The sequence below is a fragment of the Paenibacillus thalictri genome, from assembly GCF_004307995.1.
Classification (GTDB): Bacteria; Bacillota; Bacilli; order Paenibacillales; family NBRC-103111; genus Paenibacillus_AF; species Paenibacillus_AF thalictri.
In genome coordinates this window covers 28,531-55,451 of record NZ_SIRE01000022.1, presented here as the reverse complement: position 1 = coordinate 55,451, position 26,921 = coordinate 28,531, and the positions used below count along the sequence as shown (strand labels likewise).

The 26,921-nt window shown below is 50.5% G+C and carries 27 protein-coding genes; all 27 read right to left on the bottom strand.

Annotated features, from left to right (window positions below; genetic code table 11):
• Positions 1 to 78 precede the first annotated feature (78 nt).
• The 27 genes from EYB31_RS27555 to atpG all read right to left on the bottom strand — a co-directional run bounded on the left by EYB31_RS27555 (position 79) and on the right by atpG (position 26,918).
• Positions 79 to 1,782 carry a phospho-sugar mutase gene (locus tag EYB31_RS27555; RefSeq protein ID WP_131016694.1) on the bottom strand — a complete coding sequence of 568 codons (1,704 nt, stop codon included), beginning with the start codon at positions 1,780 to 1,782 and terminating at the stop codon, positions 79 to 81.
• Between the two features lie 28 nt (positions 1,783 to 1,810).
• The gene (fabZ, locus tag EYB31_RS27550) at positions 1,811 to 2,257 is read right to left on the bottom strand and encodes a 3-hydroxyacyl-ACP dehydratase FabZ (protein ID WP_131016693.1); all 447 of its coding nucleotides are present in this window, start codon (positions 2,255 to 2,257) and stop codon (positions 1,811 to 1,813) included.
• Between the two features lie 139 nt (positions 2,258 to 2,396).
• Complete coding sequence (locus EYB31_RS27545; protein ID WP_131016796.1) at positions 2,397 to 2,921, bottom strand: CDP-alcohol phosphatidyltransferase family protein; 525 nt, start codon at positions 2,919 to 2,921, stop codon at positions 2,397 to 2,399.
• A gap of 106 nt (positions 2,922 to 3,027) precedes the next feature.
• Positions 3,028 to 3,273, bottom strand: coding sequence for a DNA-directed RNA polymerase subunit beta (locus EYB31_RS27540; protein ID WP_131016795.1), 246 nt, complete (start codon positions 3,271 to 3,273; stop codon positions 3,028 to 3,030).
• A 28-nt stretch (positions 3,274 to 3,301) separates the two neighbouring features.
• On the bottom strand, positions 3,302 to 4,171 hold the full coding sequence (locus EYB31_RS27535; RefSeq protein ID WP_131016692.1) for a flagellar hook-basal body protein: 870 nt from the start codon (positions 4,169 to 4,171) through the stop codon (positions 3,302 to 3,304).
• A gap of 24 nt (positions 4,172 to 4,195) precedes the next feature.
• A complete protein-coding gene (locus EYB31_RS27530) occupies positions 4,196 to 5,128 on the bottom strand; it encodes a flagellar hook-basal body protein (RefSeq protein ID WP_131016691.1) in 933 nt (310 codons plus the stop codon).
• A gap of 46 nt (positions 5,129 to 5,174) precedes the next feature.
• Positions 5,175 to 6,176: a rod shape-determining protein gene (gene mreB, locus EYB31_RS27525; RefSeq protein WP_131016690.1), complete on the bottom strand. Its 1,002-nt coding sequence runs from the start codon at positions 6,174 to 6,176 to the stop codon at positions 5,175 to 5,177.
• A 181-nt stretch (positions 6,177 to 6,357) separates the two neighbouring features.
• Positions 6,358 to 6,645: a sporulation transcriptional regulator SpoIIID gene (gene spoIIID, locus EYB31_RS27520; protein ID WP_131016689.1), complete on the bottom strand. Its 288-nt coding sequence runs from the start codon at positions 6,643 to 6,645 to the stop codon at positions 6,358 to 6,360.
• Positions 6,646 to 6,856: 211 nt separating this feature from the next.
• Positions 6,857 to 7,585 carry a M23 family metallopeptidase gene (locus EYB31_RS27515; RefSeq protein WP_131016688.1) on the bottom strand — a complete coding sequence of 243 codons (729 nt, stop codon included), beginning with the start codon at positions 7,583 to 7,585 and terminating at the stop codon, positions 6,857 to 6,859.
• Between the two features lie 119 nt (positions 7,586 to 7,704).
• Complete coding sequence (gene spoIID, locus EYB31_RS27510) at positions 7,705 to 8,745, bottom strand: stage II sporulation protein D (RefSeq protein WP_131016687.1); 1,041 nt, start codon at positions 8,743 to 8,745, stop codon at positions 7,705 to 7,707.
• Between the two features lie 152 nt (positions 8,746 to 8,897).
• Positions 8,898 to 10,217: a UDP-N-acetylglucosamine 1-carboxyvinyltransferase gene (murA, locus tag EYB31_RS27505; protein ID WP_131016794.1), complete on the bottom strand. Its 1,320-nt coding sequence runs from the start codon at positions 10,215 to 10,217 to the stop codon at positions 8,898 to 8,900.
• 238 nt (positions 10,218 to 10,455) lie between these two features.
• Positions 10,456 to 10,704, bottom strand: a complete 249-nt coding sequence (locus EYB31_RS27500; protein ID WP_131016686.1) for a DUF1146 family protein — start codon at positions 10,702 to 10,704, stop codon at positions 10,456 to 10,458.
• 27 nt (positions 10,705 to 10,731) lie between these two features.
• Complete coding sequence (locus tag EYB31_RS27495) at positions 10,732 to 13,281, bottom strand: S8 family serine peptidase (RefSeq protein WP_131016685.1); 2,550 nt, start codon at positions 13,279 to 13,281, stop codon at positions 10,732 to 10,734.
• 152 nt (positions 13,282 to 13,433) lie between these two features.
• Positions 13,434 to 14,942: an NADH-quinone oxidoreductase subunit N gene (locus EYB31_RS27490; RefSeq protein ID WP_131016684.1), complete on the bottom strand. Its 1,509-nt coding sequence runs from the start codon at positions 14,940 to 14,942 to the stop codon at positions 13,434 to 13,436.
• 3 nt (positions 14,943 to 14,945) lie between these two features.
• Positions 14,946 to 16,589 (bottom strand): complex I subunit 4 family protein, encoded by a 1,644-nt coding sequence (locus EYB31_RS27485; RefSeq protein ID WP_131016683.1) that lies wholly within the window; start codon positions 16,587 to 16,589, stop codon positions 14,946 to 14,948.
• Positions 16,579 to 18,462, bottom strand: a complete 1,884-nt coding sequence (nuoL, locus tag EYB31_RS27480; protein WP_131016682.1) for an NADH-quinone oxidoreductase subunit L — start codon at positions 18,460 to 18,462, stop codon at positions 16,579 to 16,581. The genes EYB31_RS27485 and nuoL overlap by 11 nt, the downstream gene beginning before the upstream one ends.
• Positions 18,463 to 18,551: 89 nt before the next feature.
• On the bottom strand, positions 18,552 to 18,863 hold the full coding sequence (nuoK, locus tag EYB31_RS27475; protein ID WP_131016681.1) for an NADH-quinone oxidoreductase subunit NuoK: 312 nt from the start codon (positions 18,861 to 18,863) through the stop codon (positions 18,552 to 18,554).
• Between the two features lies 1 nt (position 18,864).
• Positions 18,865 to 19,404 (bottom strand): NADH-quinone oxidoreductase subunit J, encoded by a 540-nt coding sequence (locus EYB31_RS27470; RefSeq protein ID WP_240762917.1) that lies wholly within the window; start codon positions 19,402 to 19,404, stop codon positions 18,865 to 18,867.
• Positions 19,394 to 19,849 carry an NADH-quinone oxidoreductase subunit NuoI gene (nuoI, locus tag EYB31_RS27465; RefSeq protein WP_131016680.1) on the bottom strand — a complete coding sequence of 152 codons (456 nt, stop codon included), beginning with the start codon at positions 19,847 to 19,849 and terminating at the stop codon, positions 19,394 to 19,396. The genes EYB31_RS27470 and nuoI overlap by 11 nt, the downstream gene beginning before the upstream one ends.
• Positions 19,850 to 19,870: 21 nt before the next feature.
• Positions 19,871 to 20,881 carry an NADH-quinone oxidoreductase subunit NuoH gene (nuoH, locus tag EYB31_RS27460; protein ID WP_131016679.1) on the bottom strand — a complete coding sequence of 337 codons (1,011 nt, stop codon included), beginning with the start codon at positions 20,879 to 20,881 and terminating at the stop codon, positions 19,871 to 19,873.
• A complete protein-coding gene (locus tag EYB31_RS27455) occupies positions 20,881 to 21,987 on the bottom strand; it encodes an NADH-quinone oxidoreductase subunit D (RefSeq protein ID WP_131016678.1) in 1,107 nt (368 codons plus the stop codon). The genes nuoH and EYB31_RS27455 overlap by 1 nt, the downstream gene beginning before the upstream one ends.
• Before the next feature lie 4 nt (positions 21,988 to 21,991).
• A complete protein-coding gene (locus tag EYB31_RS27450) occupies positions 21,992 to 22,837 on the bottom strand; it encodes an NADH-quinone oxidoreductase subunit C (RefSeq protein ID WP_131016677.1) in 846 nt (281 codons plus the stop codon).
• On the bottom strand, positions 22,834 to 23,352 hold the full coding sequence (locus tag EYB31_RS27445) for a NuoB/complex I 20 kDa subunit family protein (RefSeq protein ID WP_131016676.1): 519 nt from the start codon (positions 23,350 to 23,352) through the stop codon (positions 22,834 to 22,836). The genes EYB31_RS27450 and EYB31_RS27445 overlap by 4 nt, the downstream gene beginning before the upstream one ends.
• Entirely contained in the window at positions 23,337 to 23,702 is a 366-nt protein-coding gene (locus EYB31_RS27440) for an NADH-quinone oxidoreductase subunit A (RefSeq protein WP_131016675.1), read from the bottom strand. Before EYB31_RS27440 ends, EYB31_RS27445 begins: the two co-directional genes overlap by 16 nt.
• A gap of 262 nt (positions 23,703 to 23,964) precedes the next feature.
• The gene (locus EYB31_RS27435; protein WP_131016674.1) at positions 23,965 to 24,375 is read right to left on the bottom strand and encodes a F0F1 ATP synthase subunit epsilon; all 411 of its coding nucleotides are present in this window, start codon (positions 24,373 to 24,375) and stop codon (positions 23,965 to 23,967) included.
• A 152-nt stretch (positions 24,376 to 24,527) separates the two neighbouring features.
• The gene (gene atpD / locus EYB31_RS27430; protein ID WP_131016673.1) at positions 24,528 to 25,934 is read right to left on the bottom strand and encodes a F0F1 ATP synthase subunit beta; all 1,407 of its coding nucleotides are present in this window, start codon (positions 25,932 to 25,934) and stop codon (positions 24,528 to 24,530) included.
• Between the two features lie 123 nt (positions 25,935 to 26,057).
• A complete protein-coding gene (gene atpG / locus EYB31_RS27425) occupies positions 26,058 to 26,918 on the bottom strand; it encodes an ATP synthase F1 subunit gamma (protein WP_131016672.1) in 861 nt (286 codons plus the stop codon).
• Positions 26,919 to 26,921: the final 3 nt, after the last annotated feature.

The following is a 26,921-nucleotide window of genomic DNA, read 5'->3' as shown; positions in this document are numbered from 1 at the left end:
CTCGCTTCTATGCCCGTTAACATCCGAAACCTCCTTAGGGCCGTACCCTAAAGAGGTTTACATGAGTATCATCCGAGATTAAGCGTCGACTCTTGCCATTACCGTCTGCACAAGAGCGGAGAGCACTGCCGAAGCCCCTTCCGAAGAAGTGCCTCTTACCGCAAAATATACTTTAATTTTCGGCTCCGTTCCGGACGGACGAAGACAGAACCAGGAATCGTCTTGCAGCGTAAACTTGAGCACGTTCTCTTGTGGCAAGCCGTATAATCCTGTTGAAAAATCTTCCGATTTCACAACACCGACACCATTGATGTCGGTCGGCGGATTGCCGCGCCAGTCGTCCATGATGGAGCGGATTTTTTCCACTCCCTCTTTCCCCTTCATCGTACGCGATTCCAGCGATTCAAGGAAATACCCGTGGCGCTCATACAGCTCCTGAAGCACTTCATAGAGCGTTTTACCCTTGCTTTTATAATAAGCAGCCGCTTCGCAAATCAGTGTGGAAGCAACCACCGCATCTTTGTCGCGGGCGTAAGTACCTGCCAAATAGCCGTAGCTCTCCTCGTAACCAAACAGGAACTGGTGATCGCCGGAGGCGTCGAATTGCGTCATTTTCTCGCCAATATATTTGAAGCCGGTCAGTGTATCCAGCGTCTCGACACCATAATGCTTGGCAATGACCGCGCCCATTTCGCTCGTTACGATCGTTTTAATGACAACGCCGGAAGCAGGAAGCTTGCCTTTCTCCTTATAGCTGCTGAGCAAATAATCGACCATAATGGCACCCGATTGATTGCCGGTAAGCACAAAATACTCGCCGCCCGCGTCCTTCACAACGGCTCCCATCCGGTCGCAGTCGGGATCTGTACCGATAACAATATCCGCTTGGTACGATTTGGCCGCCTCGATCGCCAAATGAAACGCGTCGCGTTCCTCGGGATTTGGGGACTTCACCGTGCTGAAATTGGCATCCGGCAGCTCCTGCTCGGGTACGACATACACCTGCTCGAATCCGATTGCGGCAAGAGCCGAACGGACGGAAAGGTTGCCCGCTCCATGAAGCGGTGTATACACAATCCGAAAATCAGAGCTCATTTGCTGCACCAGACTGGGATTTTGACTGACGGAAGCGACAGCTTGTATAAAAGCCTCATCCAACTCTTCGCCGATCCACTGAAGATGACCTTTGCTCTCAGCTTCTTGACGCCCCAGCTTCTTAACCGCCGCAAACGACGTGATTTGCTGGATCTCGGCAATAACCTTCTCCGCTTGGTCAGGAACAAGCTGACCGCCATCGCGGCCGTACACCTTATAGCCGTTATACTCAGGAGGGTTATGGCTTGCCGTAATGACGACCCCCGCAGTCGCTTTTAAATGCCTTACAGCAAAAGAAAGCTCCGGGGTCGGACGCAGCGACTCGAAAACGTACGCTTTAATTCCGTTCCCCGCAAGCACCAGCGCAGTTTCCAGCGCAAACTCCGGCGATTGGTGGCGAGAATCGTAAGCGATAACTGCAGAGGGCTCAGCCGCACCCGATGACAAAACATATTGCGCCAACCCTTGAGTGGCTCTGCCCACGGTATATACGTTCAATCGGTTCGTTCCGGCACCGATGACACCGCGAAGCCCGCCTGTGCCAAACTCGAGATCCCGGTAAAACCGGTCTTCAATTTCTTTGTAGTTCCCTTGAATTGCCGTCAGTTCTTCTTTGGTGGCCTGATCGATAGCATCATCGTTCAGCCACAACTCATACTGATTTTGTACAAAAGAAGACAAACTCATAGTGGATCCCCTTTCCGTAACGAAAATTTTAACGGTCCGCCAACGCAAACATCAGTTCGCCTTCGGCGACTACGCGGTCTCCTACTTTGGCGGTCGCCTGACCTTTGCCAATAGCGCCTTTGAGCCGTGTAATCTCCACCTCAAGGGTCAACGTATCCCCCGGGAACACCTGCCCCCGGAAACGAAATCCGTCAATTCCGGCGAAAAATCCAAGCTTGCCTTGATTAGCTTCTACTTTCAACATGGCCACACTGCCCACTTGCGCAAGCGCTTCGACAATCAGAACGCCCGGCATAACCGGATATCCCGGGAAATGGCCGGCAAAAAACGGCTCATTGATCGTCACATTTTTAAGTCCTTTAGCCCTTACACCGGGCTCAACCTCTAAAATCCGGTCCACCAATAAAAACGGGTACCGGTGAGGAATCGTTTGTTGAATTTCGTTAATGTCCACTAATGCTGCCGCTCCTTCCAAGCACAAAGAATAAAAATCACAGCTTCAACTTACACTACTTGTTGTCCCCTTCATGAGCTGCAGATCGTGAGGGTTGATATAAAAGGAGCGTATGCGTGAGATCGTGCCTATATGGCGCTCTGAAGCATATGCTCTTTTTTCACAGGGTATGGTTCATGTTTTTCTTGTTTAACGAACGGAATTGAAATATGTATATAAATGAGGTTAAGAACGAAACACCGATGACAAACCATAAGTAAAACACAGCGAAAGGCAGCTGAAATGTAATCAACAAAATCGCTATGTAATACAGCACGGTTGTCAGTTTTCCCATCACATTAGCGGGAACGGTCTTTTTGCCGCGGAAATGAAAGAAGGCGGATCCCGCGATCATTCCGGCATCCCGAATAAAGATGGCAATAGCCGCTTCCCAAGGAATCATCTTGGAAAATACAAGCGAGACAATCACAGCAATCATCATCGTTTTATCGGCGAGCGGATCGAGCATGCTGCCCAATTGGGTCACAAGCTGTTGGGTCCGTGCGATATATCCGTCAAGCACATCGGTCAAACCCGCAATCAAGAGCACCAAAAAAGCCGTCTTGATATGCCCCGAATAGAATACGAAGAGGTAAACCGGGATAAGAATAAACCGGCATCCGGTCAGCAGGTTCGGCACGTTCATGCTTTGTCTGTCCACCTCCGTCTTCATTCTAGCTTGCATCGTTAAACCGCTGTCATCTATCCATTATACCGCTGTTTATCGCAAAAATAAAACTCCCTGCCGGGAGTCACGAAGCTGCGAACACCAGGTCGACCATGTGCTTCCACGTTTGAAGCTCAAACACGTCCGAAATCTGTTGGCCGCCCATATATACATATCCAATGTAAAGTCCGGCAACTAATGCCATAGCGCACAGCACGGGAACACGGATTAATTTCACGAAGAACCAAACGATCTTCTTCCACCGTGCACGCGGTTTCGCTTTTTTATTAGTTTTTGCTTTGTTTGCTTTAGTAGTTGGTTGTTCCGCCATCAATCTATTGAACCCTCACTTTACCGCTTTATCCGCGTAAATTGTTCGCGATGTTCATCATCGTATCAGCGGAGGTAATGGCTCGCGAGTTTAATTGAAATGCACGCTGAACAACAAGCATCTCCGATATTTCGTCAGCCAACGATACGTTGGATTGTTCAAGGAAATGCTGTTTTACCTTAATTGAATCCGTATCATTCGGGGTTGCTCCGTTGAACGTTTGCAAAATTTGCTCCCGATTCACGGCAGTATCCTGAGGAAGACCGTACATATTCTCGCCCATCTGAAGGAGCAGCTGAGGACGAATCACACGCACCAGCTTAATTTGCCCTGCGGCAATTGGAGGCGCGGTGTTATCTTCATTGCTGTAAGCCATAATTTGCCCGTTGTCCTCAATCACCAGCCTGTGATTGGCCGGCACCGATACCGGGTTATTGTCCGTCCCCATGACGTAATGACCGTCCTTGGTCGTCAAATACATGTTACCCGTTCCGGTTGGGTCGGGAGACAGCTGAAAAGCGCCGCTGCGCGTCCAAGCCGTTTGCTGCACCTGCTGGCCATTGGCATCCAGCGAGTTTACGGTGAGTTCAAACAAACCGTTTCCTTCAATCGCCAGATCCAAAGGGTTGTCGGAAGCAACTGCCGAACCTTGAGCCATATTTGTTTCCGAGCGCACCAATTTGGCCCCCCAGCCATGATTATATCCAAGAGGGGTCAACCGGCCTTCTTTCTGAAAACCTTCGGGTTGCTGCTTCACGCTGGTCAACACGTCTTGAAACGATGCTTCCCGGCGTTTATAGCCGATGGTGTTTGAGTTAGCGATATTGTTCGAGACCAAATCAAGCTTTTGCTGAAGCGCATGCATCGATACCGATGCATTGATCATGGAATGGTTCATATGACGCAGCTCCTCATCGTTTCATTATACGCGGCCAACCTCGTTGACAGCCTTGTCCATGCTTTTATCGTAATATTGAATGACCTTCTGGTTAGCTTCATAAGCACGAACCGCAGACATCATGTCAACCATCGATTGTCCTGCATCCACATTGGAGCGTTCCACATAACCTTGACGCACCTCAACTTGCTCGCCTAATTCTACCGCCCTTACCCCGCCTTGAGCGTCTTGATTCAAACGGTACAAGCCGTTCCCCTCACGAACCAGTTGATTCGGATCTTCGACGCGCGAAATCAGCAAGTTCATCGGCTGGTTGTCCGCCCCGAGCAAAGGCACCCCGTCTACATCGGTAAACAGACCCGATCTGGAAATGCGGAAGTTCGATATTGGCTCATTGGTAGTCGGATTCATCAACACGATCGGCTGACCGTTCCGGCCAAGCACCTGGTAACCTTCCGCCGTAATTAATTCCCCCGCCTCGTCCACCGAAAACTTACCGTTCAACGAATATTTCTGCTGTCCGTTCGCATCTTGCACGGTAAAAAGGGCTTGCGGCTGCGTCATGCGCACACCGTTCGCGCCTACATATTTACCCGATGCGTCAAAAGGAATAAACGTATTGCCGGTAGGATCGGCCGGATCAGGTACCCGAATGTTGGAGACAAGCGCAAAATCGTAAGGATTTTGCGTCTCCTGAATATCGCCTTGCGTATGTATAGAGACCGTTTCCTCTGCCATTACGCCGGTCGTAAGCCGACCGACGCGGCTTACCGGCTGCTCTCCCAGACCGCCGCCGCTGCGGACACGCTCAATCAGCATTTCCGGAAACGAGCGGGAAAGCCCTGTACCCTGCTTGTATCCGGGCGTATTGATATTCGCGATATTGTTCGTCACCGTATCGTGTTTCCGCTGCTGCGCAATCATTCCGGAGGCAGCCGTATAAAGCCCTCTTAACATGGAAAAGCCCCTTTCAACTTATCGATTGTTCATGATGAAGTTCGAATCAGCCAAATTTCCGTTTAGACACTTTGTCCAGGTTGTCGAGCATAATGCCTGTCCCTTTAACGACGCAGCTCATCGGATCCTCCGCTACAAGCACCGGCACCTTCAGCTCGTCGGCGAGCAATTGGTCAATACCGTGCAGCATAGCTCCCCCGCCTGTCAAAATAACGCCGCGGTCGATAATATCCGCAGACAACTCCGGAGGTGTCCGTTCAAGCACGCTTTTGGCCGCAGTTACAATCGAAGCAACGGGATCCCACAACGCTTCCTGCACTTCGTTGGAATGGATCGAGATCGTCAGCGGCAAACCGCTTACCATATCGCGTCCCCGAATATCCATCGTTTCATTGCGTCCGTCCGGGTATACCGTTCCGATTCTGATCTTGATATCCTCCGATGTCCGTTCCCCGATCAACAGCTTGTACTTCGATTTAATGTACTTCATAATCGCCGAGTCGAATTTGTCGCCGGCAATTTTCAGTGATGAAGAAGTTACGATGTCGCCCATCGACAGCACAGCTACGTCCGTTGTACCGCCGCCGATGTCGACGACCATGTTGCCGCTTGGCTGGAAAATGTCCATCCCGGCACCGATTGCAGCCGCCTTCGGCTCTTCTTCCAAAAATACTTCGCGTGCGCCGCAGCGCTCAGCCGCTTCGCGGATCGCTTTCTGCTCGACGGAAGTGATGTTGGTCGGAGCGCAGATCAAGATGCGCGGATGACTATACCATCTTTTGCCGCCAACCTTATTGATAAAATATTTCAGCATCATCTCGGTAATTTCAAAATCGGCAATAACGCCATCCCGGAGCGGCCGAGTGGCGACGATATTGCCAGGAGTACGGCCCACCATCCGGCGCGCTTCCTCGCCAACGGCAAGCACGCGCTTCGTATCGCTTTCGATCGCTACGACCGAAGGCTCATCCAGCACGACGCCCCGTCCTTTTACGTGAATGAGGACGTTTGCAGTCCCCAAATCTATGCCAATATCCTTGCTAAGCATCTTAATGTATCCTCCCTAAACCAACCGTTCGTCCGTAAATTAGCGGCACTTGTTCTCATTATAATACACAATAGGTACCGTCCGCCACTGAAAGGAAAATACTTCTTTCAAAATAGGACTACAGATGCACAAGCAGAAATAAACGGCTGGTTTGGAAGGATCTTGCTTATTCATAACAATCTTACTTTACGGTAACGAGCTTCTCGGAAGATTTGGGGCTTCTTGTTTTGCGGTACTTGATTTTCGTGGCTTCGCCGCCACGAAGATGCCGGATCGATTTGTGGTATTCCAAAATATGCTTTACCTGGTTAGCCAATTCCGGGTTAATCTCCGGCAGACGTTCGGTCAAATCCTTATGCACTGTGCTTTTGGAAACGCCGAATTCTTTGGCAATCGTACGGACCGTATGCTTCGTCTCGACAAGACACCGACCGATTTTGATGGTCCGCTCTTTGATGTAATCGTGCACTCCCCTCGCCTCCCTACTCGAGTTAGTTTGGTACATTATATTGAGGGGGCAAACTATATATTCTACGTTGCCAAGCCTGACAAGCGGATTTGCCCATAATTATTTTCATGAAGGGCCTTTATTTGCTGCTGAAAAATACAAAAAAGCAGCAGGAAGTTCCCTGCTGCTCGTACACGATACTTGTAAAGAAGATGCTGTACGCATCCGTTTCTTAATGTTCTGGGAAAAATTGCTCCGGATTCAGAGCGGCTCCGCCTTGACCTTGTCTTACTTCAAAGTGCAGGTGCACGCCTTCTTCTTTCTCCAGATCGTTGCGTCCGGCTTGTGCGATGACATCGCCTTTTTTCACTTGCTGATCTTTAGCCACCTTGACGTCGGCCAAGCTTTGATACACGGTGACAAGACCGTTGCTGTGCGTAATTTCCACGAGATTGCCGACGACCGGATTTTTTTCGACTGCAGTGACCTTACCGCTCATAGCCGCCATTACGTCAAAAGGCTTATCATCGTGTCTGGCGTAGTCGATACCGACGTGTGGGGTAAATGTGTCGCCGTATTCTACCAATGCCGCTTGCCTTACTTCATTGGAAGCTTTGCTGTCGAAATAAGGGAGTGACACATCAAGCTCGCCCCGGTCTTTGAACGGGAACGACATAGTTTCCGTCTGCGTATTGGCAGGCAAAGCATCAGGGCCGCTTACGTTATTGGTTACCGTTTGTTTCGACGAGTCCAGGCCAACTTTCATATTATCGGCCAATTTGGACTTGCCGGAATCCTGGTAGACCCACATTAACGTTAAGATAATTGCCGCTGCTGCGATGTACGTTGCCGGGAATACCCACTTTTTGGCTAGAAGCCTCTTCCAGGCGCTTCCTTTTGCTCCTTCGATAGATTTAGGAGCCTCTTCTTTTTTCTGCAAATCTTGTTTTTGATTGTTCATCTATCATCACCTCACATGCCATTGTTGCCAGCTGGCGGGCTTTTATACGTGAGGTGATCTATTTTTTATGCAATTTTCTAAAAATAATAATAGAAAGAAATCCGCTCTTAAGCAAAAACCTAATGTTTCGAAAAAAAAGAAGAGGCTTGCGAGATTTCAATACCCGAATAGTAGTATTTGACGATTTCCTCCGCACGCCGTCCTTCCTTGGCCATTCCGTTGGCTCCCCACTGGCTCATCCCCACACCATGCCCATAGCCGTATGTGGTGAATTGAAGATTGCCGCCGGTCCACACCCATTCAAATTGGGAGGAATCCAGCCCCAGATTCTCCCTTACCTCGCGCCCGGTAAACGTTTTACCGCCGATGGATATTTTTTTGATGCGATGCCCTTCCGATCTCTCGAGCACCTTAATGCCCGCATTGGACGATCCCACCGGAATGGCGCCGGCCAGACCGAGTTTGCGCTGCACATCTTTCAGCGGAATCGTTACGGTGCCCTTATATCGCGGAGACAACTTCAGGTCCCACGGACTGGGGACGCTTCTTAAATACGGTATGTACCGCTCCCAATAATCCTCCGAATTTTCGGTATACCCATTGCTCGTAGAGAAAAAGGTGGCATCAATCGGCTGGCCCCGATACGTTAATATTTGGCCCGCCGTTTCCTGCACGGCTTTGTTCAGCTTGTCCATATTGGGAGCATACTGCTCTCCCCACCTTGCTTTCAGCTCGTCGTCGGTTACGTAAGCCTGATGTGAGGTTGTATCCGTAACGGGTGCCTCCTTCTCTGAAACGGCACCCTTCTCCTGTTCCAGCAATCTGCGCACGACATACGTTCTTGCCGCCATCGCCTGCGCCTTCAGCGCCTCCGGTTCAAATTCAATGGGCATTTCAGCGGCAATAACACCCTGGATATACTTCTCCAAGTTAAGCTGCTCCGTACGCTGCTGTTTGCTTAAGTACACCGGCACCACGATTGGCTGCTCCGCCACCGCTTCGTTGGCTTTATCCGCTGCGCCATAGATTGAAGGGGTTGGGGCTGATTCCGGAAGATCGTGTTTTTTTACTAGAATCGCAGGCACCAGCAGAATGGTCAGAATCAGGCTGGACAAGCTGATGACAAGCCACAGGGCAAGGGGATAATTCTTTTGGATCATGAAGGTTCCTCCGTCTCTTGTTGCCGGGATAGAACCATCTTATGTATGCAAAAAATAGAATAGAACAAAGAAGAGACGCAACTCTCCCATAGAAGAAAGAGTTACGTCTCGTCGAGAACACTTTACCATATTATGCGGTGTATAGCCTCCGCTTATGCCCAAGTAGGCTGCACAGCGAAAAGCCCTACTTCCTCCTGCTGTTCCTGAACCACAATATCGGATACCCGCTGAATCTCGGCGCCGACTAAGCTCAGCTTATAAGCAATGTCGACATATCCCCGGTCAATGTGATGCACGCCGGTGATTTCCGTTTCCCCGTCGGCGACAAGCGCCGCAAGAATCAGTGCAGCTCCTGCCCGCAAATCGGTGGCGCATACTTTCGCAGCCCTCAGCTTGGCTTTGCCGCTCACTACGGCAGTGCGTCCGTCCACCTTAATCTGCGCATTCATATTGACGAATTCTTCGACATGCATGAAGCGGTTCTCAAATACGGTTTCCGTCACAAGTCCCGTACCGTCGGCGACAAGCAAAAGCGCCATCATCTGGGATTGCATATCCGTAGGGAAACCCGGATAAGGCAGCGTCTTGACGTCGACCGAGCGCAGCGGCCGTTCCGTGTAAACGCGCAGCCCGTTCTCATCCTCATCGATTTGCACGCCCATCTCCTGCATTTTGGAGATTACCGGACGAAGGTGATCGGCTATCGCGCCCTCTACGAACAAATCCCCGCCGGTAATGGCTGCTGCAATCATGTATGTACCTGCTTCAATCCGGTCCGGTATGACCGTATGTACGGCTCCCTGCAGCTGCTGTACGCCATCGATGCGAATGACGCCTGTTCCGGCTCCGCGAATTTTCGCGCCCATCGCGTTCAAATAATTCGCCAGATCGACGATTTCCGGTTCCTTGGCGGCATTTTCGATAATCGTGGTGCCTTTGGCAAGTGTTGCAGCCATCATAATATTTTCCGTTGCGCCTACGCTCGCCACGTCTAAATATATTTTGGCGCCCTTCAGTCTGCCATTAACCTTTGCCTCGATAAAGCCTTGACCGAGCTCAATATCCGCGCCCATCGCCTCAAAGCCCTTCAAATGCTGATCGATCGGGCGTGTCCCAATCGCGCAGCCGCCAGGCAAAGATATACGCGCGCGTCCCATCCGGGCCAAAAGAGGTCCCATGACAAGAAAAGAAGCCCGCATTTTACGCACCAACTCGTATGACGCCTCACAGGTCTCAATGCTGCCCGCGCTGATCCGAATGGTTTCGTTTCTATATTCGACTTCGATACCGAGACTTTCCAATACCTTGTTAATTACAATTACGTCGTCCAGGGGAGGCGCGTCATGAATCACGCTAATACCTTCAGACCCTAGAATAGAGGCTGCGATAATCGGCAGCACGGCATTTTTGGCACCGTGAATTTTAACTCTGCCCGATAGTTTCTTGCCGCCGCGGACGATAATTTTGCTCATCATGGTCCCTCCGCGTTGTTCTGGTTTACAAGCTTTTTGAAATAAGCCAATCCATAGTGTAGCATTGAACAGCCTTAGTATTCAATCTCTTTTTCAAAGACATCATGCGGCTTCCTTAACGGTTCTTTTTTATACGGTTGTACTATCCATTGTTGACAATAAGCGCCAATGTTATTCTCTTTGGGCCGTTGTTCGACATGCTTGGTTGCATCCAATGTTCGAGAAACCAGGGCGTGATTCAAAACATTTCATGAAGCCAGGTGGACCAATGAAAATACTCGATGATAAACCGGGCGACTTGGTACCCCAGCGCAATGGAGAGGAAAATTTGCAGCAGCCTCGCGGCTGCGCTTTTGGGACGCCGCAGCAGCATGTCAAAACGAAGCTCCTGCAGTCCCCACCAGGACAATCCGATACATACGATGACTGCAAAAATATTGACGAGGCCTTCCAGGCCCAACGTCGCGTTAAACGGATCCGTCCCCATGACGATGTCCCTCCTTACTACAATGGGTTAATTCAGGATATCTTCCAGCATAGTGACAAATTCGGCCCTTGTAGCGGGCTGCTCCGGCCGGAAGGAACCGTCCGGGAAGCCGGAAACCCAGCCTTCGGCTTTCATCTGCTTCAACACGCCGGTCCCCCAATAATTATCATCCGTATCGGTAAAAGGCGCCGCCCCTCTCTGTTTGCCTGACAGTTTCATGGCCCGCGCCATCATCGCAGTCATCTCCATACGGGTAACGGGAGAATCCGGAGCAAACGATTGGTCGGGATAACCTTCGACGATGCCGGCTTGAGCCGCCTTGGCTATAAACGAGTAAGCCCAATGATTGGCGCTCAAATCGGTATAGCCGATATATTTTTGCTTTGTCAGCTTAAAGCCTCTTACTAATATTGCCGCAGCTTCGGCTCTGGTAATCGTACGGTCCGGCATAAATTTATAGCCGCTGTACCCTTCGATCAAGTTGCTTTTGACCGCCGCCAAAATGTCGTTTGCAGCCCAGTGGCCTGCAATATCGGTGAATCCGCCCAGAAGCGGAGTGACATCCGCAGTAAGACTGTACATCTGATAATCGAACGGCTTATCTGCGGTCAGCTTCATATAATAACTTCCCGCTTGCCATCGCCCGCTTAAATCCGTCGTTGTGGCGCCTGGCGTATTCGTCGCTGTCGCAAGCTGCTTCAAATTGCTGTCATAGACCGTCATCGTCAAACGCACGTTCTCCGGTATGCCCGAAAGATGAAGATCGGCAAAGCTTTCCGAATTGATCTTTAGCAAAAACCAGTCTTGATCGGTGACCGACTCAATGACTCCGTCGTAAGGCGCCCCCGGCTTGATGGCCGTCGCTTGATAAGGCTTATCGTTCGGCTCGTTGGGGTCGATGAGATGGGCTTCATATTCTACAGTCAGCTTATATTCCCCTGTTACGGGAAACGTATATTCCTTGACATTGCTGACCCTTATATAATAATTCCCCGGGAAAACGGCCGTCTTCGGCATCACTTCCACCGCGCCGTCGCCGCCCAGATCGTAGGTGACTCCTTTTTCGCCCTGCTTTTGCACATACAATACCGGATCGATTCGAGCGGTATCTACGGATAATTTCAACCGCAGAAAGCCGGATTGCTCAACCGGCAGCATGAACCAATCCTGGTCGTTCATTTGGTGCAGCGTTCCTGTAATCGTTTGGCTGCGTATCGGCAGCACGTAGGCGGTATATTGTCGATCGTTGTCTTCAAACTCGTCTTTATATATGTCAAATGATGTCGTCAAACGGTAGGGCAGCTTGCCGGTGAAGGCGCGATCCTTCAACTGCAGCTGAATGTAATTGGTACCTTTGGAGACGGGAAGGGTTATCTTGCCGCCCGCTTGGAACGTGTAACTTTGCGCAGCACCGCTGGTCTGGATATGATTGACGGTTACCTCATAACCCTCTTCCGTCTGTAAGAGCAGATTCACATTTCCGTTATAAGGAGCATTAAACGAATACCAATCGGCATCGCCGCCGCCTTGAAACGTTGCGCTGATCATCTTGCTTGCCGAAATCGGACTGGCCTGATCCTTGCGGTTGTTCGGCTCATACATATCTTCGGAATACGGTTCGTTCATCACCCGGTCTGCACGCAGTAGCCCGTAACCGGAAATCGGATTCCAGCCGGATCCGCTAAGCGGTTCTGTTTTCTGCCGCAGCAAATTCCGAATTTCATAAGGCTTCATTGACGGATATTTCGACCAGGCCAGAGCAGCCACGGCCGCCACCTGGGGCGCAGCCATCGAGGTGCCGTCCTTATACTCGTAGCCCCCGCCGAGGGAAGTTGTAAACACATCCCACGGAGCCACGAGATCCAGCTCGGGACCCGTATTCGACCGGCTATCCGTCTTCTTGTCGGCGGTCATGCCGCCTACCGCGAGTACCGTCGGGTATGCCGCCGGATATTTGACACGGTTGCCTTCGTTGCCGGTTGCAGCCACAAGCAGCACATCATGGTCTTCCGCATATTGTACGATATCACTTAAATAAGTTGAATATTTATTTAAACCCAGTGATAGAACAACTATCTTCGCGCCGTGATCGACCGCGTATTTAATGCCTTCCCCAAGCTTCGCTTCGCCTCCGGTGCCGTCCGCTTCGAGCGCTTTAATCGGCATCAGCTTCGCGTTCCATAGGATCCCGGCGCCACCCCGGTCGTTGTTGGCCGCAGCCGCCATAACACCAGCCACATTGGTCCCGTGGCCGTTATCGTCCAATGGCAGTTCATCCGGATGAAGCAGATTGGCGCCATCCACCAAATTCGGCAGCAGATCTGGGTGCGTCAGATCCACGCCGGTATCCACCATAGCAATAATCAGGTTATTGTTGCCTGTTGCAACGCCCCACGCATCTTGAATATGAATCTGCTGCAGATACGTTTGCTTTTCGATGAGCGGGTCCGTAGCCGTAACGACAGCTGCATACGCTCGTGAGGTTAGTATGGTCCCCGTTATTGGCAGTGCGGACACGAAAATGCCCGTACCAATGACCGAGCCGGTTATGATTCGTATGATTGCTCTTTTTAACATCCCGATGGTTTCCCTTTTTAACTTCTTCTCTATAATGTTTTAAATATTTCTATACGAATGGCAGGTTTCCTGCCTTGTCTTCGAAAATCATGACTAAAGTCCCACAAAAAAACCTTTCCATTGTAGGAAAGGTTTGGGGAACACAGATTTTATTACATATTCATAAATAAATCGTGTGATAGGGTGAAAATTTTTCCGATCCAGGCCAATATGCCTTGCGGGAAAAAACCCATGATCAATGTCGCTGCCACGCAAATCCACAAGGTAACGCCAAGCGTGCCGCTTGTTTGTATTTCCCTGGACTCGTTATCGCTGCGCATGAACATTTGCCGGATAAATCCAAAGTAATAATAGAAGGATACGACACTTGTGCCGATCATCACCGCTGACAGCCAATAATGACGAGTCTGCGCGGCGCCGAGCATGATGTACAGTTTACCGAAGAAACCTCCAGTCACAGGCAAGCCGGCCAGCGATAGAACGATGACAACGGCGGCAACCGCCGTCCACGGAGCACGGAAATACAAGCCGGCAAGGCCGCTGATTTCCTCTTCCCCGGTAGAGCGCTCGATAATCATCAGCAGAGCGAAAGCGCCGATATTCATAAACAAGTAAGCGATCAAATAAAAGACAAGCTCAGAGAAGTTCGTATAGTGCGTTAAAGAGAACTGCACCGCAATCGGAACAAGCAAATATCCCGTATTGGCAACACCCGAGTAAGCAAGCAGACGTTTCATATTCTTTTGACGCAGGGCGATGAAATTACCCGCGATCATGGCGATCGCAGCTACGGTCATCAGCGAAGTCATGACATCCTGATAAAACGGATGATTGGCTCCGCTCACATACAACCCGAACATCACACGGAACACGATCGCAAAGCTGGCTGCCTTGGAGACAACCGCTAGAAATGCGGTGACCGGTGTAGCCGCGCCTTGATAGACGTCAGGCGCCCATGTATGAAACGGCGCTGCCGCGATTTTAAACCCGAATCCGGCGAGCAGCAGGAAAAACGACAGGTACACGATCGGACTCATCGACTGCAAGCTTTCACCGAGCGCGCTGTTGATTTGCACAATGTTTGTTGAGCCGCTTAAGCCGTAGAGGAAAGACATGCCGTATAAAATAATCGCGGAGGAAATGCCCCCCAGCACGATATATTTAAAGGCCCCTTCATTGGACAGCGCATTTTTCTTCCGCTGCGCCACCAGAATATATGATGTGATGCTGAGCAGCTCCAGCCCGACAAATAACGTAACCAAATCGCCGGAGGAAGCCATCACCATGCCGCCCAGCGTGGCGGGCAGCAGCATATAATAAAACTCGCCGATATGCGGGATTTCTTCTTCTTTCACCGAGCCGATGCTCATGAGAATAACAAACCCTGTCCCGGTCAGCAGCACCAGTTTGAAAATGCCGGCAAAATCGTCGATCCGGTAGCTGAGATTCAGCAGTTGGTGCGTTTCCGTCAAGTTCAAGCTGCCGACTACAAAAGCAGCCGAGATGACAATGGAAAGCAGCGAAAGCCAGCCCAGCAGCGTACGGCTTGATGACTTGGGAAGCGCAAGATCGAGCAGTGCCAGCACTACAGTAGCGATCACCAATGTAAGCTCAGGACCAAGCAGGGTGATATCCGATAACTGCAAACGTAATGGTTCCATGCTCTAGCCCCCCACCTTTGTCGCGATGCTCTGCAAGAATTGGTCGAACCCGCTTACCGTCGGGTGCAGCGGATTGCTGAGCACATACGGGTAAATACCGAGTACAACGATAAAAGCAACCAGCGCTACCATCGGGACCGCCTCGATCAGGCGGGCGTCACGGATTCCGCTGAAGCTGTTTCTGGCAGGCCCGTAGGTGATGCCAAGCACCCCGCGGAGCACGTAAACGGCTGTGAAAATAATGCCCAGCGCACCGACGATGGCAATTACTTTGGCCGACTTGAACAATCCGAGAAACGCCAGAAACTCGCTGATGAAGCCGGACAAGCCGGGGAGCCCCAACGAGGCCATGCCTGCCGTCAGCAATATACCGCTGATGAAAGGCACCGACGAAGCTAGGCCGCCCAAGTCTCCGATCATCGATGTCTGCGTCCGTTCGTAAATAGCGCCTACAAGCAGGAACATTAGCGCAGAGATCAAACCGTGGGACACAAGCTGGAAGATAGCCCCTTCGATTCCGATTGCGTTAAATGAAGCAATGCCGAGCAGCACGATACCCATATGGCTGATACTGGAGTATGCCAACACCAGCTTGAAATCCTTCTGTACAAAAGCAAGCACCGCTCCGTACAAAATGTTGATGACCCCTAGCACGCCAAGTACCGTCGCCCACTGCACCGCTTGCCCCGGGAAGAGCAGCACGCCAAAACGGATTAAGCCGTACGCGCCCATTTTCAGCAAAATCCCGGAGTGGATCATAACAATCGACGTTGGCGCTTCCGTATGCACCTTCAGCATCCAGGTATGGAACGGGAAGAGCGGCAGCTTGATGCCAAAAGCGACCAGCAGCATAATGAACAGCGTCCACTTCATGCCTTCGGTCAACAGGAACGGATTGTCCGGAATGTCGGTTTGATTCACATAAGCGTTTGCGTTCTGGAACAAGTTATGAATGATCGTCTCCAGATCGCCGGAATAATAAATCGATACCTCGTTTCCGTTCACCACTTGGTTAAACCCGGCCGTACTGATTAGAATGATGAAAGCAACCAGCATGATCGCCGAGCCAAGTCCGTTATAAATCAGGAACGAATTGGCCGCTTTTTCCCGGTTCATATACCCCCATATGCCAATCAAGAAGAACATTGGGATAAGCGTAACCTCGAAAAAGATAAAGAAAAGCGCTAAATCCTGGGCCATAAAGACACCAAACATCCCGATCTCCAGCAGCAGAAACATGATGTAATACGTCTTCCAGCGCTTCTTGATATACACCGAGGCCAATGCAGCCATGACGGATACGAAGGCGGTCAGGAATACCAGCGGAAGCGACAAGCCGTCTACAGCCATGCTGTACTTGGCTTCATAATAAAAGTCAGCCAGTTGGTTCGAACCGTCCGGATTGGCAAACGTCTCGCGGTTAAGCGGAATGTGAATCCAGTCCGTTTGCTCCTTATACTGCATGCCTTCATATTGGCGGTTAAAATCGGCGTACAACCAAGCAGACAGCAGCAGCGGTATGAGCGTTGCGATGATCGCGACAATTTTGATCCATCTGCCGTTGTTTTTTGGAATAAAAGCTAATACGAGAATTCCAAGCAGCGGTGAAAAGGCGATAAGCGACAGGATTGGAAAATTAGCCGGCATTGATGAACCTCCTTCCCGCCAAAGCCAAAATCAAGATCAAAAATCCAAGCAGCGTGGCCAAGCCGTAGGTTTGCACCTGTCCGTTCTGCAGCCTGGAACCAAGCCGTCCGATCCCGACCACACAAAATGTGCAAAGTTTGACCAGACCGTCCACCACATACACATCAAACAGATGGAACAAATGCCCGATGCTGGAAAGCGATCTTACAAAAACCGTATCGTAAATTTCATCGATGTAATATTTGCGGTGAAGCAGTTGGTACAGCCAAGGCGCCCGCGATGAAACGGCGTCCCGAGGAATCGAATGTTTGACGTAGATGAGATAACCAAGACCGATACCCAGCAGGCCAACCAGATTGGATAAAATGATGACAACCCAGTTCGCCGACTCATCGGTATGCGTTCCGGTCAGCCACTCGCCAAGCCACGGATTAAACGGCGTAAACGCGATACCGGCGACCACAGCAAGCACGGCCAACACAACCAGCGGAAACGTCATTGAAGCCGGCGATTCATGCGCGTGAGCGTCATTGCGTGGCTTGCCGGCAAACACCAGGAAGAACAGCCGCGACATATAAAACGCCGTGAAAAATGCAGCAATCAAGCCCACCCAGAATAACCCCATGTTATGATGGTAAGCCTCCGACAAAATCGCGTCTTTGGACCAGAATCCCGAAAGCGGGAAAATGCCGGACAACGCCAATGTGCCGATGGCGAAGGTCCAGGTGGTGATTTTCATTTTTTTGCCGAGTCCGCCCATTTCGTTAATATCCTGCGTGTTGACCGCATGAATGACGCTGCCTGCTCCAAGGAACAACAACGCTTTGAAAAAGGCGTGTGTGAATAAGTGGAAAATACCTGCGGTATAAGCAACTGTCGTGCCAATGCCCAGCGCCATCATCATGTAACCGAGCTGGCTGACCGTCGAATAAGCCAAGATCCGTTTGATATCGTTTTGCGCTATGCCTATGGTAGCTGCGAAAATTGCGGTTACCGCTCCAATTACGGCAACCACGGTGAGCGCCGTAGGAGACGCATGAAAAATATCAAAGGTGCGGGCTACCAGGTAAACGCCGGCTGCAACCATCGTTGCCGCGTGGATCAGCGCACTGATCGGCGTCGGGCCCTCCATGGCGTCCGGAAGCCATGTATGCAGCGGGAACTGGCCGGATTTGCCCATAGCTCCAATGAAGATGAGAATCGCAATCCATGTTGTGATATCGCCCGGTATTTTGCCGCCGCTGAATGCATTATGTATGGAAGTAAAGTCAAGCGCATGATTCGGCATCGTCCAGTACAGCAACAAAATGCCGATAAACAAACCGACATCGCCGATACGGGTAACGATAAACGCCTTTTTCGCCGCCGCTCTGGCCTCCGGCTTGAAGTACCAGAACCCGACAAGCAGGAACGAACAGACACCCACCAGCTCCCAGAATATGTACATTTCCACGATGTTTTCGGATATAACCAGACCGAGCATCGAAAAAGTAAACAACGCGATATACGCAAAAAACACATTGATTCGCTCGTCACCGTGCATGTAGCCTTTGGAGTAAATGTTGACAAGCAAACTTACGAGCGTGACGATAACCAGCATAAGCGCATTTAAGTTCGTCACTTCAAAGCCCATCGTGAGCGAAAAATCGCCGATTTTGATCCACGTGAGCTTATTCCACGTAAAATCCTCAACGCCGCCGCCAAGCCGTTCCATAAAAATCAGAAGAGCGGTGGCAAACGACGCGAATACGGCCACTATGCTAATATAGGCTCCCGCGTCCTTCAGCTGCCGGCCAATGGCGGTCAGAATCAAAAATGACAGCAGCGGGAACAGCGGGATAAGCCATGCGTACTGCGAGTATGCCGAGACCATGATTTCCCTCCTAAGAGCTTGCGTAGCAAGCTCACTTCGTAAGCAACTGCTAAGAGTTTTTCCGTAAGGAAAAACTCACTTCGTAAGCGTCAGTGCTTCATCGAATCCATTTCGTTTACGTCCGTGCCGCCTTTATTGCGGTACCAGGCAATCAAAATCGCGATGCCGACAGCAACCTCCGCCGCGGCTACCGTAATATTAAACAGCGAAAAGATTTGTCCCGTCAGCGACGGATGCGCTCCGAATTTGGAGAAAGCGACCAAATTGAGATTGACTGCATTCAGCATCAACTCCACGGACAACAGCACGATCACTGCATTTTTTTTGGACAATGCGCCGTACAGCCCGATGCAGAATAGAATAGCGGCTAACGTCAAATAAGGCGTTACGAGTCCGGCCATATTAATCCTCCTCCCGTTTCGCCACGACGATAGCGCCGATGAAGGCAATCGTCAGCAGCACCGACATAATTTCAAACGGAATTGCGTACTGGTTCAACAGCAGCTTGCCGATTTCCATCGTATTGTCAGCGGCAGCTTGAAACTCGCCGGATTTGAATTCGGAATATTGAATCGCGTAGAAGATGACACCAAACAGCCCGAGCACTCCGATCGCCAACAGCACGTTGTGCACCGGACGGCGCGGCTCCTCTTCGTCCCCTTGATGATGTTTGGTCATCATAATCCCGAATATCATGAGGATTGAGATGGCCCCCGCATAAATCAATACTTGAACAAAAGCGACAAATTCCGCGGACAGCAGTACGTATAAACCGGCTAGGCTGATAAAAGTCAGAGCCAGCGCAAGCACCATGTGCACAACCCGGTTGAAGCTGATCATAAAGATCGCTCCGCCGATCGCCAGCAGGGCGCAAACGAAAAAGACGATGCTCTCTCCGCTGGAGAAGAAAGTGGCCATATTGCCAAAGAAATTATTGAACATCCTTCTTAGCTCCTCCTTTCGGAAGGGCCGAATTGTTCTCCTGGCGGATGTTCTTGTTATTGTCATTCAGCCAATTGAGATTTTTGAATAAATCGTCCCGGCTGTACGTGCTAAGCTCGAAATTGTTCGTCATAACGATCGCTTCGGTCGGACAAACCTCCGTACACAAATCGCATAAAATACAAATCTCGAAGTTGATATCGTACGTATCGATTACTTTGCCCTTTTTCTCAGGGTCCGGGTTTGCTTTTCCCGTCAACGTAATGCATTCGGTCGGGCAAATCCGTGCGCATGCATTGCAAACAATGCATTTCTCCGGATCAAAATGCTGTATTCCCCGAAAACGGTCCGGCATTTCCAAGGGGACGTCCGGGTATGCGTAGGTCACTTTTTTCTGAGTCATTGCTTTGAAGGTTACCCCTAAGCCTTTGACAATGCCCTTCATGCTTGTATCACCCTTTCCGGATTATTTCATGAAAATGGTCGTACATACCGCCGTGATTAGTACATTAACCAGAGCAAGCGGCAGCAGCACTTTCCAGCCGATGCTCATCAATTGATCGACCCGCACACGCGGCAGCGTCGCACGAATCCAGAACAGGAAAAATACGATAAAACAAAATTTGATCAGGAACCAGATGATCCCCGGAATAAAATCAAGGAACGTAAACGGCGCATGCCAGCCGCCAAGGAACAACACAGTCGTCAGCGACGCAATCGCAAATACGTACACATATTCGGCCAGCATGAAAAATGCGAAGCGGAAGCCGCTATACTCGACATGATAGCCGGCAACAAGCTCGGACTCAGCTTCCGGCAAGTCAAACGGCGTACGGTTCAACTCGGATACGGCTGCGATCACAAATACGACAAAACCGATAATTTGCGGCAGGAAGTTCCAATGCCAGAACCCGCCCTGCTGCCCTTCCACGATCAATCGCAGGTTCATCGATCCCGTAGTCATAATGACGCCAACTACCGAGATAACAAGCGGAATTTCGTAACTGATCATCTGTGCAGCCGAACGCATGCCGCCAAGCAGCGCATATTTGTTGTTCGACGCCCAGCCGCCGAGCACGATACCGATTGTAGAAATCCCGGACAAAGCTACGTAATACAGGATGCCGACATTCAAATCGGATGCCATGATCGTTTTGGTAAACGGAATGGCCGCTATGACCGCAAACGAAGGAATAAATGTAATGGCCGGAGCGAGTATGAAAAGATCACGATCGGCCTTCTTCGGAATGGTATCCTCTTTAATGAGCAGCTTTGTCACGTCGGCGACGCTTTGCAGCAGCCCGAACGGCCCGGTCCGGTTCGGACCGATACGAAATTGCATCCAACCGATTACTTTGCGTTCGAAATAAATGGCGTACGTAACGAAGCCGAGAATGATGAGCAGCATCAGCACGCCCCAAGCGAAAAATAACGCAAAATTCGTTAAGGTTAGCTCCTGCTGGAGCAATTGCAACATTATGCATCGACCTCCCCGACGACTATATCAATTCCACCCAGAATCGTGATCAGGTTGGTCATCGTTTCCCCGACAAGCAGCTTGGGCAAAATTTGCAGATTCACAAACGACGGCCTTCTGAACTTCAACCGGTACGGCTTATCTTTGCCTTTGGATACAATATAACAGCCGATTTCTCCGCGTGGCGACTCGATCCCGGCGTATACCTCGCCTTCCGGCGCGCGCAATATTCTCGGTACCTTGCCCATCGTCTCGCCTTCTGCTGGAAATTGTTCGACAGCTTGTTCCAAAATCCGCAGCGACTGCCGAACTTCTTCCATACGAATCGTATAGCGGTCAAAGCAATCGCCGTTGTGCGTAACCGGTACGTCAAACTCAAAGCGGTTATACAAGCTGTACGGCTGCTCTTTTCGCAAATCCCACTTGATGCCGGTACAACGCAGGTTCGCCCCGCTCAAGCCGTAGCTGATCGCCGTCTCCGCATCATATTTGCCGATGCCTTTAATACGCGCCAAGAAGATTTCATTGCCGCTGACGAGCGTATGATACTCTTCCAGCTTATCTCTCATATAAGGAATGAACTTGCGCACCTTCTCAATCCAGCCTTCCGGCGCATCCCATTTGACGCCGCCGACACGCATGTAATTGTAAGTAAGGCGGGCGCCGCACAATTCGTTAAACAGGTCGATAATAATTTCACGGTCGCGGAAAGCGAACAAAAACGGGCTCATCGCCCCGATATCGAGCAAATAAGTGCCCCACCATACCAGATGGCTCGCCACGCGCTGCAATTCCATTACGATCAGCCTTAAAAAATCGGCGCGTTCCGGAATTTCGATCTGCATCAGCTTCTCTACCGCGTGAACCAAAGCATAATTGTTCGTCATTGCCGACACATAGTCCATGCGGTCCGTATAAGGAATAATCTGCGTATACGTTAAATTTTCCGCCAGCTTCTCGGTACCTCGGTGCAAATAACCCATAACGGGGATCGCTTCGGTTATCGTTTCCCCATCCAGCTTGACGATAATGCGAAAAACCCCGTGGGTACTCGGGTGCTGCGGCCCGACATTCAACAAAAGCTCTTCTGTTCTAATCGCGCACATCGTGTCACACCTCCGGGTCTATCGCTTCATAGTCTTTACGCAACGGGTATCCGACCCAATCGTCCGGCATCATAATCCGTCTTAGATCGGGATGTCCGGGGAAATCGATCCCAAGCAAATCGTATATTTCACGCTCGTTCCAATTGGCCGTTGCCCAAATCGGAGTAACCGACGGAATGGACGGCGCATCACGGTCCGTTTTGACTTTAATGCAGAACTCCTTTTTGGAGTTCAAAGAGATGAGATGATACACTGCTTCCAAATGTGTTTCCATATCATTTCCAGATACGTTGCGCAAATAATTCAAGTCGAACTCATCGCTGGACTTCAGCAGCTCGGCGACAGCGTACCATTGCGACGGATGGACAACCATGTACGGCATATGATCGTCTCTTTCGTTAATAAACGCCTCGACAATCGCAGCTTCTCCGACTTGTTCCTTCAAAAATTGAACAGCTTTGTCGAGCAGCGGCTGTTTCGGGGATGGCTCTTTCGGCGCAGCGTTTTCCGCCGGCTCCGCCGTTTTTTGCGCCCTCGCGCTGGCTCGTGCAGCCCTAGCTTCGGCGGCGGCTTTCGCCTTCGCCTCTTTATCCGCATCGGTAGGCTGCGCCTTCACCTCAGCAGCAGGTGCGTCGGACGGCTCTGAAGTCGTTTGCTTGGCCGGTGGCGCTGCTTGTGCCTCGGCCGCTTTCTCCTGCTGCTCCGGTGTAGCCGCACCGACCTTATCCGGAATGTCAGCTTGTTCCTTCACGCTGGATCCGGCTTCCAATAAAGCGGATTCAGATCCTGTCGCAGGCTGGTCCTTAGCAGGCTCACCCTGCTGTTCGTTTTGCTTTTTCTCTTCGCTCATGCATTTGTCACCCGCTTACCGGTCTTCGCCTCATAGCGAATTTTTTCTTGCAGCTTGTTGATGCCATAGATGAGTGCTGCAGGATTCGGCGGACATCCCGGGATATATACATCCACCGGAACGATCTGGTCAACGCCTTTGACAACGGCATACGACTTCACATAAGGACCGCCCGCAGTCGCGCAGGAACCCATAGCGATAACCCACTTCGGTTCAGGCATTTGTTCATACAGCCTGCGCAGCAGCGGAGCCATTTTCTTCGTCACGGTACCCGCAACGATCATGACATCGGACTGCCGCGGAGACGTGCGGAAAATAACCCCAAAGCGGTCCAAGTCGTAATGAGAGCCGCCTGTGCCCATCATCTCGATAGCGCAGCAAGCTAAACCGAATGTAAGCGGCCACAGCGAATTGCTGCGCGCCCAAGACTTGAGCTGCTCGAGCGTGGTCATAAACACGTTGCGCTCAAGTTCTTTTCTAACCTCTGGAGAGATGGATTCTAAATTGAAGTCCATTGCAGCACCTTCTTTTTCCAGGCATAGATGAGTCCCACCACAAGCAATGCGATAAAAATAAACATTTCCACAAGCGCAAACAAGCCTAATTGCTTATACGCAACGGCCCAAGGATACAAAAATACGGTTTCTACGTCAAAAATGACAAACATGAGGGCAAACAAATAGTAACGGACGTTAAACCGTACCTGCCCTGCGCCAACCGGTTCGTTTCCGCTCTCATAGGTCGTATATTTCTCCTCCACCGGCTTGTTCGGCCGAAGCAATCGCCCGAATGTAAGCGCTACAATGGGGAGCAATACGCCGAGGGCAAGAAAGATCGCGACAACCACATAATTGTTCATGTACATTGTGAACGAACCGCCTCCTGCTTATATGCTTTTGTTGCAGTACTGAAATATTTATCCTGTATGGATAAGTTTGGGTGAACACCTAGACAATTATATCAAATGGCTTGTAGGGTGTCTAATGAAACATTGTTAAATTTAGGTCTGCCACATATACATGATGTGTTTCTTCGTACAAAAACATACATTGTACAAACTTATACAGCCACCCGTTCTGTATATAGGAAAAAAACGGAGAACCTAGACGGTCTCCGTTTTTTATAAGTTATTGACCGCGACGTTCGAAAACGTCAACCCGGGTTAACGCTTTTTGCAGCGCGAGTTCGGCGCGTCGAATGTCGGTGTCGCTTTTCTTGGCTGCAAGCCGCTGTTCCGCACGTTCCTTCGCCGACTTCGCTCTGTCGATGTCGATTTGTTCAGGCAGCTCGGCTGTTTCGGCCAAAATCACAACTTTATCCTTGCGCACTTCCATAAAACCGCCGCCAACAGCGATGTACTCATCTCTGCTGCCGTTTTTCTTAACGGTCACAGGAGCAATTCTTAATGGAGTGACAAGCGGGATGTGATTCGGCAAAATACCAAGTTCGCCTTCCGCACCTTTAGCGATAATCATGTTCACGTCCTGCGCGTACACTTTACGCTCGGGTGTTACTATTTCCAAAAGGAAAGTACTCACTTGGATTCCTCCTAAGAACTTTCCGTGAGGAAAGTTCAACTTCGTAAGCATTTGCCGAACTTTTTCGTAGAAAAAGTTCACTTCGTAAGCATTGACGGAACTTTCCGTTAGGAAAGTTCAACTTCGTAAGCATATACCAAACTTAAGCCGAATTACAGCGTTTTTGCCTTGGCAATCGCATCTTCAATCGTACCCACGTTATGGAACGCCGGCTCCGGAAGATCGTCATGTTTGCCTTCAAGAATTTCTTTAAAGCTGCGGACTGTTTCCTTAATCGGAACATACAGACCAGGGATACCGTTAAATGCTTCAGCAACGTGAAGCGGCTGAGCAAAGAACAGTTGGATACGGCGAGCGCGGTAAACGACAAGTTTGTCTTCGTCGGACAATTCGTCCATACCGAGGATCGCGATGATGTCGAGCAACTCTTTATAGCGCTGCAAAATACTTTTTACGCCTTGTGCTACATGGTAGTGCTCTTCGCCAACGATTTCCGGAGTCAAAATCCGGGAAGACGAAGCGAGCGGGTCAACAGCAGGGAAGATACCCATTGCAGCGATGTTACGCTCAAGGTTCGTTGTTGCGTCCAAGTGGGCAAACGCCGTTGCCGGAGCCGGGTCGGTGTAATCGTCCGCCGGAACGTAGATCGCTTGGATCGATGTAACGGAACCTTTTTTCGTGGATGTGATACGTTCTTGCAATTGGCCCATTTCAGTTGCCAGCGTCGGCTGGTAGCCTACCGCGGAAGGCATACGTCCGAGAAGCGCGGACACTTCGGAACCCGCTTGAGTAAAGCGGAAGATGTTGTCGATCAGCAGCAATACGTCGCGGCCTTCTTCATCACGGAAATATTCCGCCATGGTCAGACCCGTCAAAGCTACGCGAAGACGAGCGCCAGGAGGTTCGTTCATTTGTCCGAAAACCATCGCTGTTTTGTTAATAACGCCCGAATCGGTCATCTCGTGATACAAGTCGTTACCTTCACGAGTTCTTTCGCCTACGCCGGCAAATACGGAAATACCGCCGAGCTCGGAAGCGATGTTATGGATCAACTCTTGCAGTGTAACAGTTTTACCTACGCCCGCGCCGCCGAACAGACCGATTTTACCGCCCTTAACGTAAGGAGCCATCAAGTCGATAACTTTAATCCCTGTTACGAGGATTTCCGCTTGTGTGGACAGCTCTTCAAACGTAGGAGCTTGTCTGTGAATCGGGTTAGCTTTCGAACGGTCAACCGTATCGTTGCCGTCAATCGGATCGCCCAAAACGTTAAACACGCGTCCCAATGTAGCTTCGCCAACCGGTACTGTAATCGGAGCACCCGTATCGACAGCTTCAATGCCGCGAACAAGTCCGTCTGTAGAGGACATAGCTACGCAGCGTACCAAGTTATCACCCAAATGTACGGCAGCTTCAACCGTCAAGCTGATGTTCTGCTCGTTAGCACCTTGAGCTTTTCTTTCGATTTTAATCGCATTTAAAATCTCAGGGAGGTGTCCGCGTTCAAACTCAATGTCGACAACCGGCCCCGTTATATTTACAACGCGCCCCTTGCTCATGTTTTACCTCCTAAAAGCTTTCCTTCAGGAAAGCTAGCATCGTAAGCATTCACCGAGCTATCCCTTCAGGGATAGCTGGTGTTTCTTATTGCAGCAAACTGCCTTATCCGGCAATCTGGACCTTTAGTTTTGTGCGTTGGCGCCTGCAACAATTTCCGATATTTCCTGGGTAATTGCAGCCTGACGTGCACGGTTGTAAACCAACGTCAAATTGTTGATCATTTTCTTCGCATTTTTCGTAGCGCTGTTCATCGCTGTCATCCGCGCGCCGAACTCACTTGCTTTGCCGTCAAGTACGGCACTATAAATGAGCGTTTCGGCGTATTTCGGAAGCAGCACAGCCAATACGCCTTCAGCGGACGGCTCATATTCGTAATTCGCTACAACCGTATCGCTAGCGACCTCTTCCAATGGAAGCAACCGTTTCACTTGCGGAATTTGCAGCGCTGCATTTCTGAACTCGTTGTATACGAGATACAATTCGTCATACGCGCCTTGTTCATAGTTGCTTACCGCCGAATTAGCCACATTGCGGATGTCTGCGAATGTAGGAGAGTCGGCCAGTCCCGTCACTTCTTCAACAATCGTCATATTGCGCTTGCGGAAGAAGTCTCTACCCTTGCGGCCAACGACAAAAATGACATACTCTGAAGGTGACTTATGCCGTTCGTTAATCTGCGCCATAACCTTACGAAGCACGTTTGCGTTATAACCGCCTGCAAGACCACGATCGGACGTAATTACAAGATATCCGGTTTTCTTCACTTCGCGAGTTTGCAGCATCGGGTGCTTCACACCTTTGGTGCCTGCCGCGATACTCGCAACGACTTCCTTCATCTTGTCGGAATACGGACGCGCTGCCTCGGCAGCCTCCTGGGCTCTTCTCAGCTTAGCGGCCGCGACCATCTCCATCGCTTTCGTGATTTGCATCGTATTCTTTTTGGAGCCGATTTGACGCTTAATTTCGCGCATACCTTTTGCCATACT

Bases quoted from the DNA above. Each gene is read 5' to 3' on its own strand.
- EYB31_RS27555 (WP_131016694.1), bottom strand. From the start codon at position 1,782: ATGAGTTTGTCTTCTTTTGTACAAAATCAGTATGAGTTGTGGCTGAAC.
- EYB31_RS27545 (WP_131016796.1), bottom strand. From the start codon at position 2,921: ATGAACGTGCCGAACCTGCTGACCGGATGCCGGTTTATTCTTATCCCG.
- EYB31_RS27540 (WP_131016795.1), bottom strand. From the start codon at position 3,273: ATGGCGGAACAACCAACTACTAAAGCAAACAAAGCAAAAACTAATAAA.
- EYB31_RS27535 (WP_131016692.1), bottom strand. From the start codon at position 4,171: ATGAACCATTCCATGATCAATGCATCGGTATCGATGCATGCGCTTCAG.
- EYB31_RS27530 (WP_131016691.1), bottom strand. From the start codon at position 5,128: ATGTTAAGAGGGCTTTATACGGCTGCCTCCGGAATGATTGCGCAGCAG.
- mreB (WP_131016690.1), bottom strand. From the start codon at position 6,176: ATGCTTAGCAAGGATATTGGCATAGATTTGGGGACTGCAAACGTCCTC.
- EYB31_RS27515 (WP_131016688.1), bottom strand. From the start codon at position 7,585: ATGAACAATCAAAAACAAGATTTGCAGAAAAAAGAAGAGGCTCCTAAA.
- spoIID (WP_131016687.1), bottom strand. From the start codon at position 8,745: ATGATCCAAAAGAATTATCCCCTTGCCCTGTGGCTTGTCATCAGCTTG.
- murA (WP_131016794.1), bottom strand. From the start codon at position 10,217: ATGAGCAAAATTATCGTCCGCGGCGGCAAGAAACTATCGGGCAGAGTT.
- EYB31_RS27500 (WP_131016686.1), bottom strand. From the start codon at position 10,704: ATGGGGACGGATCCGTTTAACGCGACGTTGGGCCTGGAAGGCCTCGTC.
- EYB31_RS27495 (WP_131016685.1), bottom strand. From the start codon at position 13,281: ATGTTAAAAAGAGCAATCATACGAATCATAACCGGCTCGGTCATTGGT.
- EYB31_RS27490 (WP_131016684.1), bottom strand. From the start codon at position 14,942: ATGGAACCATTACGTTTGCAGTTATCGGATATCACCCTGCTTGGTCCT.
- EYB31_RS27485 (WP_131016683.1), bottom strand. From the start codon at position 16,589: ATGCCGGCTAATTTTCCAATCCTGTCGCTTATCGCCTTTTCACCGCTG.
- nuoL (WP_131016682.1), bottom strand. From the start codon at position 18,462: ATGGTCTCGGCATACTCGCAGTACGCATGGCTTATCCCGCTGTTCCCG.
- nuoK (WP_131016681.1), bottom strand. From the start codon at position 18,863: ATGGCCGGACTCGTAACGCCTTATTTGACGTTAGCCGCTATTCTATTC.
- EYB31_RS27470 (WP_240762917.1), bottom strand. From the start codon at position 19,404: ATGTTCAATAATTTCTTTGGCAATATGGCCACTTTCTTCTCCAGCGGA.
- nuoI (WP_131016680.1), bottom strand. From the start codon at position 19,849: ATGAAGGGCATTGTCAAAGGCTTAGGGGTAACCTTCAAAGCAATGACT.
- nuoH (WP_131016679.1), bottom strand. From the start codon at position 20,881: ATGTTGCAATTGCTCCAGCAGGAGCTAACCTTAACGAATTTTGCGTTA.
- EYB31_RS27455 (WP_131016678.1), bottom strand. From the start codon at position 21,987: ATGTGCGCGATTAGAACAGAAGAGCTTTTGTTGAATGTCGGGCCGCAG.
- EYB31_RS27450 (WP_131016677.1), bottom strand. From the start codon at position 22,837: ATGAGCGAAGAGAAAAAGCAAAACGAACAGCAGGGTGAGCCTGCTAAG.
- EYB31_RS27445 (WP_131016676.1), bottom strand. From the start codon at position 23,352: ATGGACTTCAATTTAGAATCCATCTCTCCAGAGGTTAGAAAAGAACTT.
- EYB31_RS27440 (WP_131016675.1), bottom strand. From the start codon at position 23,702: ATGTACATGAACAATTATGTGGTTGTCGCGATCTTTCTTGCCCTCGGC.
- atpD (WP_131016673.1), bottom strand. From the start codon at position 25,934: ATGAGCAAGGGGCGCGTTGTAAATATAACGGGGCCGGTTGTCGACATT.
- atpG (WP_131016672.1), bottom strand. From the start codon at position 26,918: ATGGCAAAAGGTATGCGCGAAATTAAGCGTCAAATCGGCTCCAAAAAG.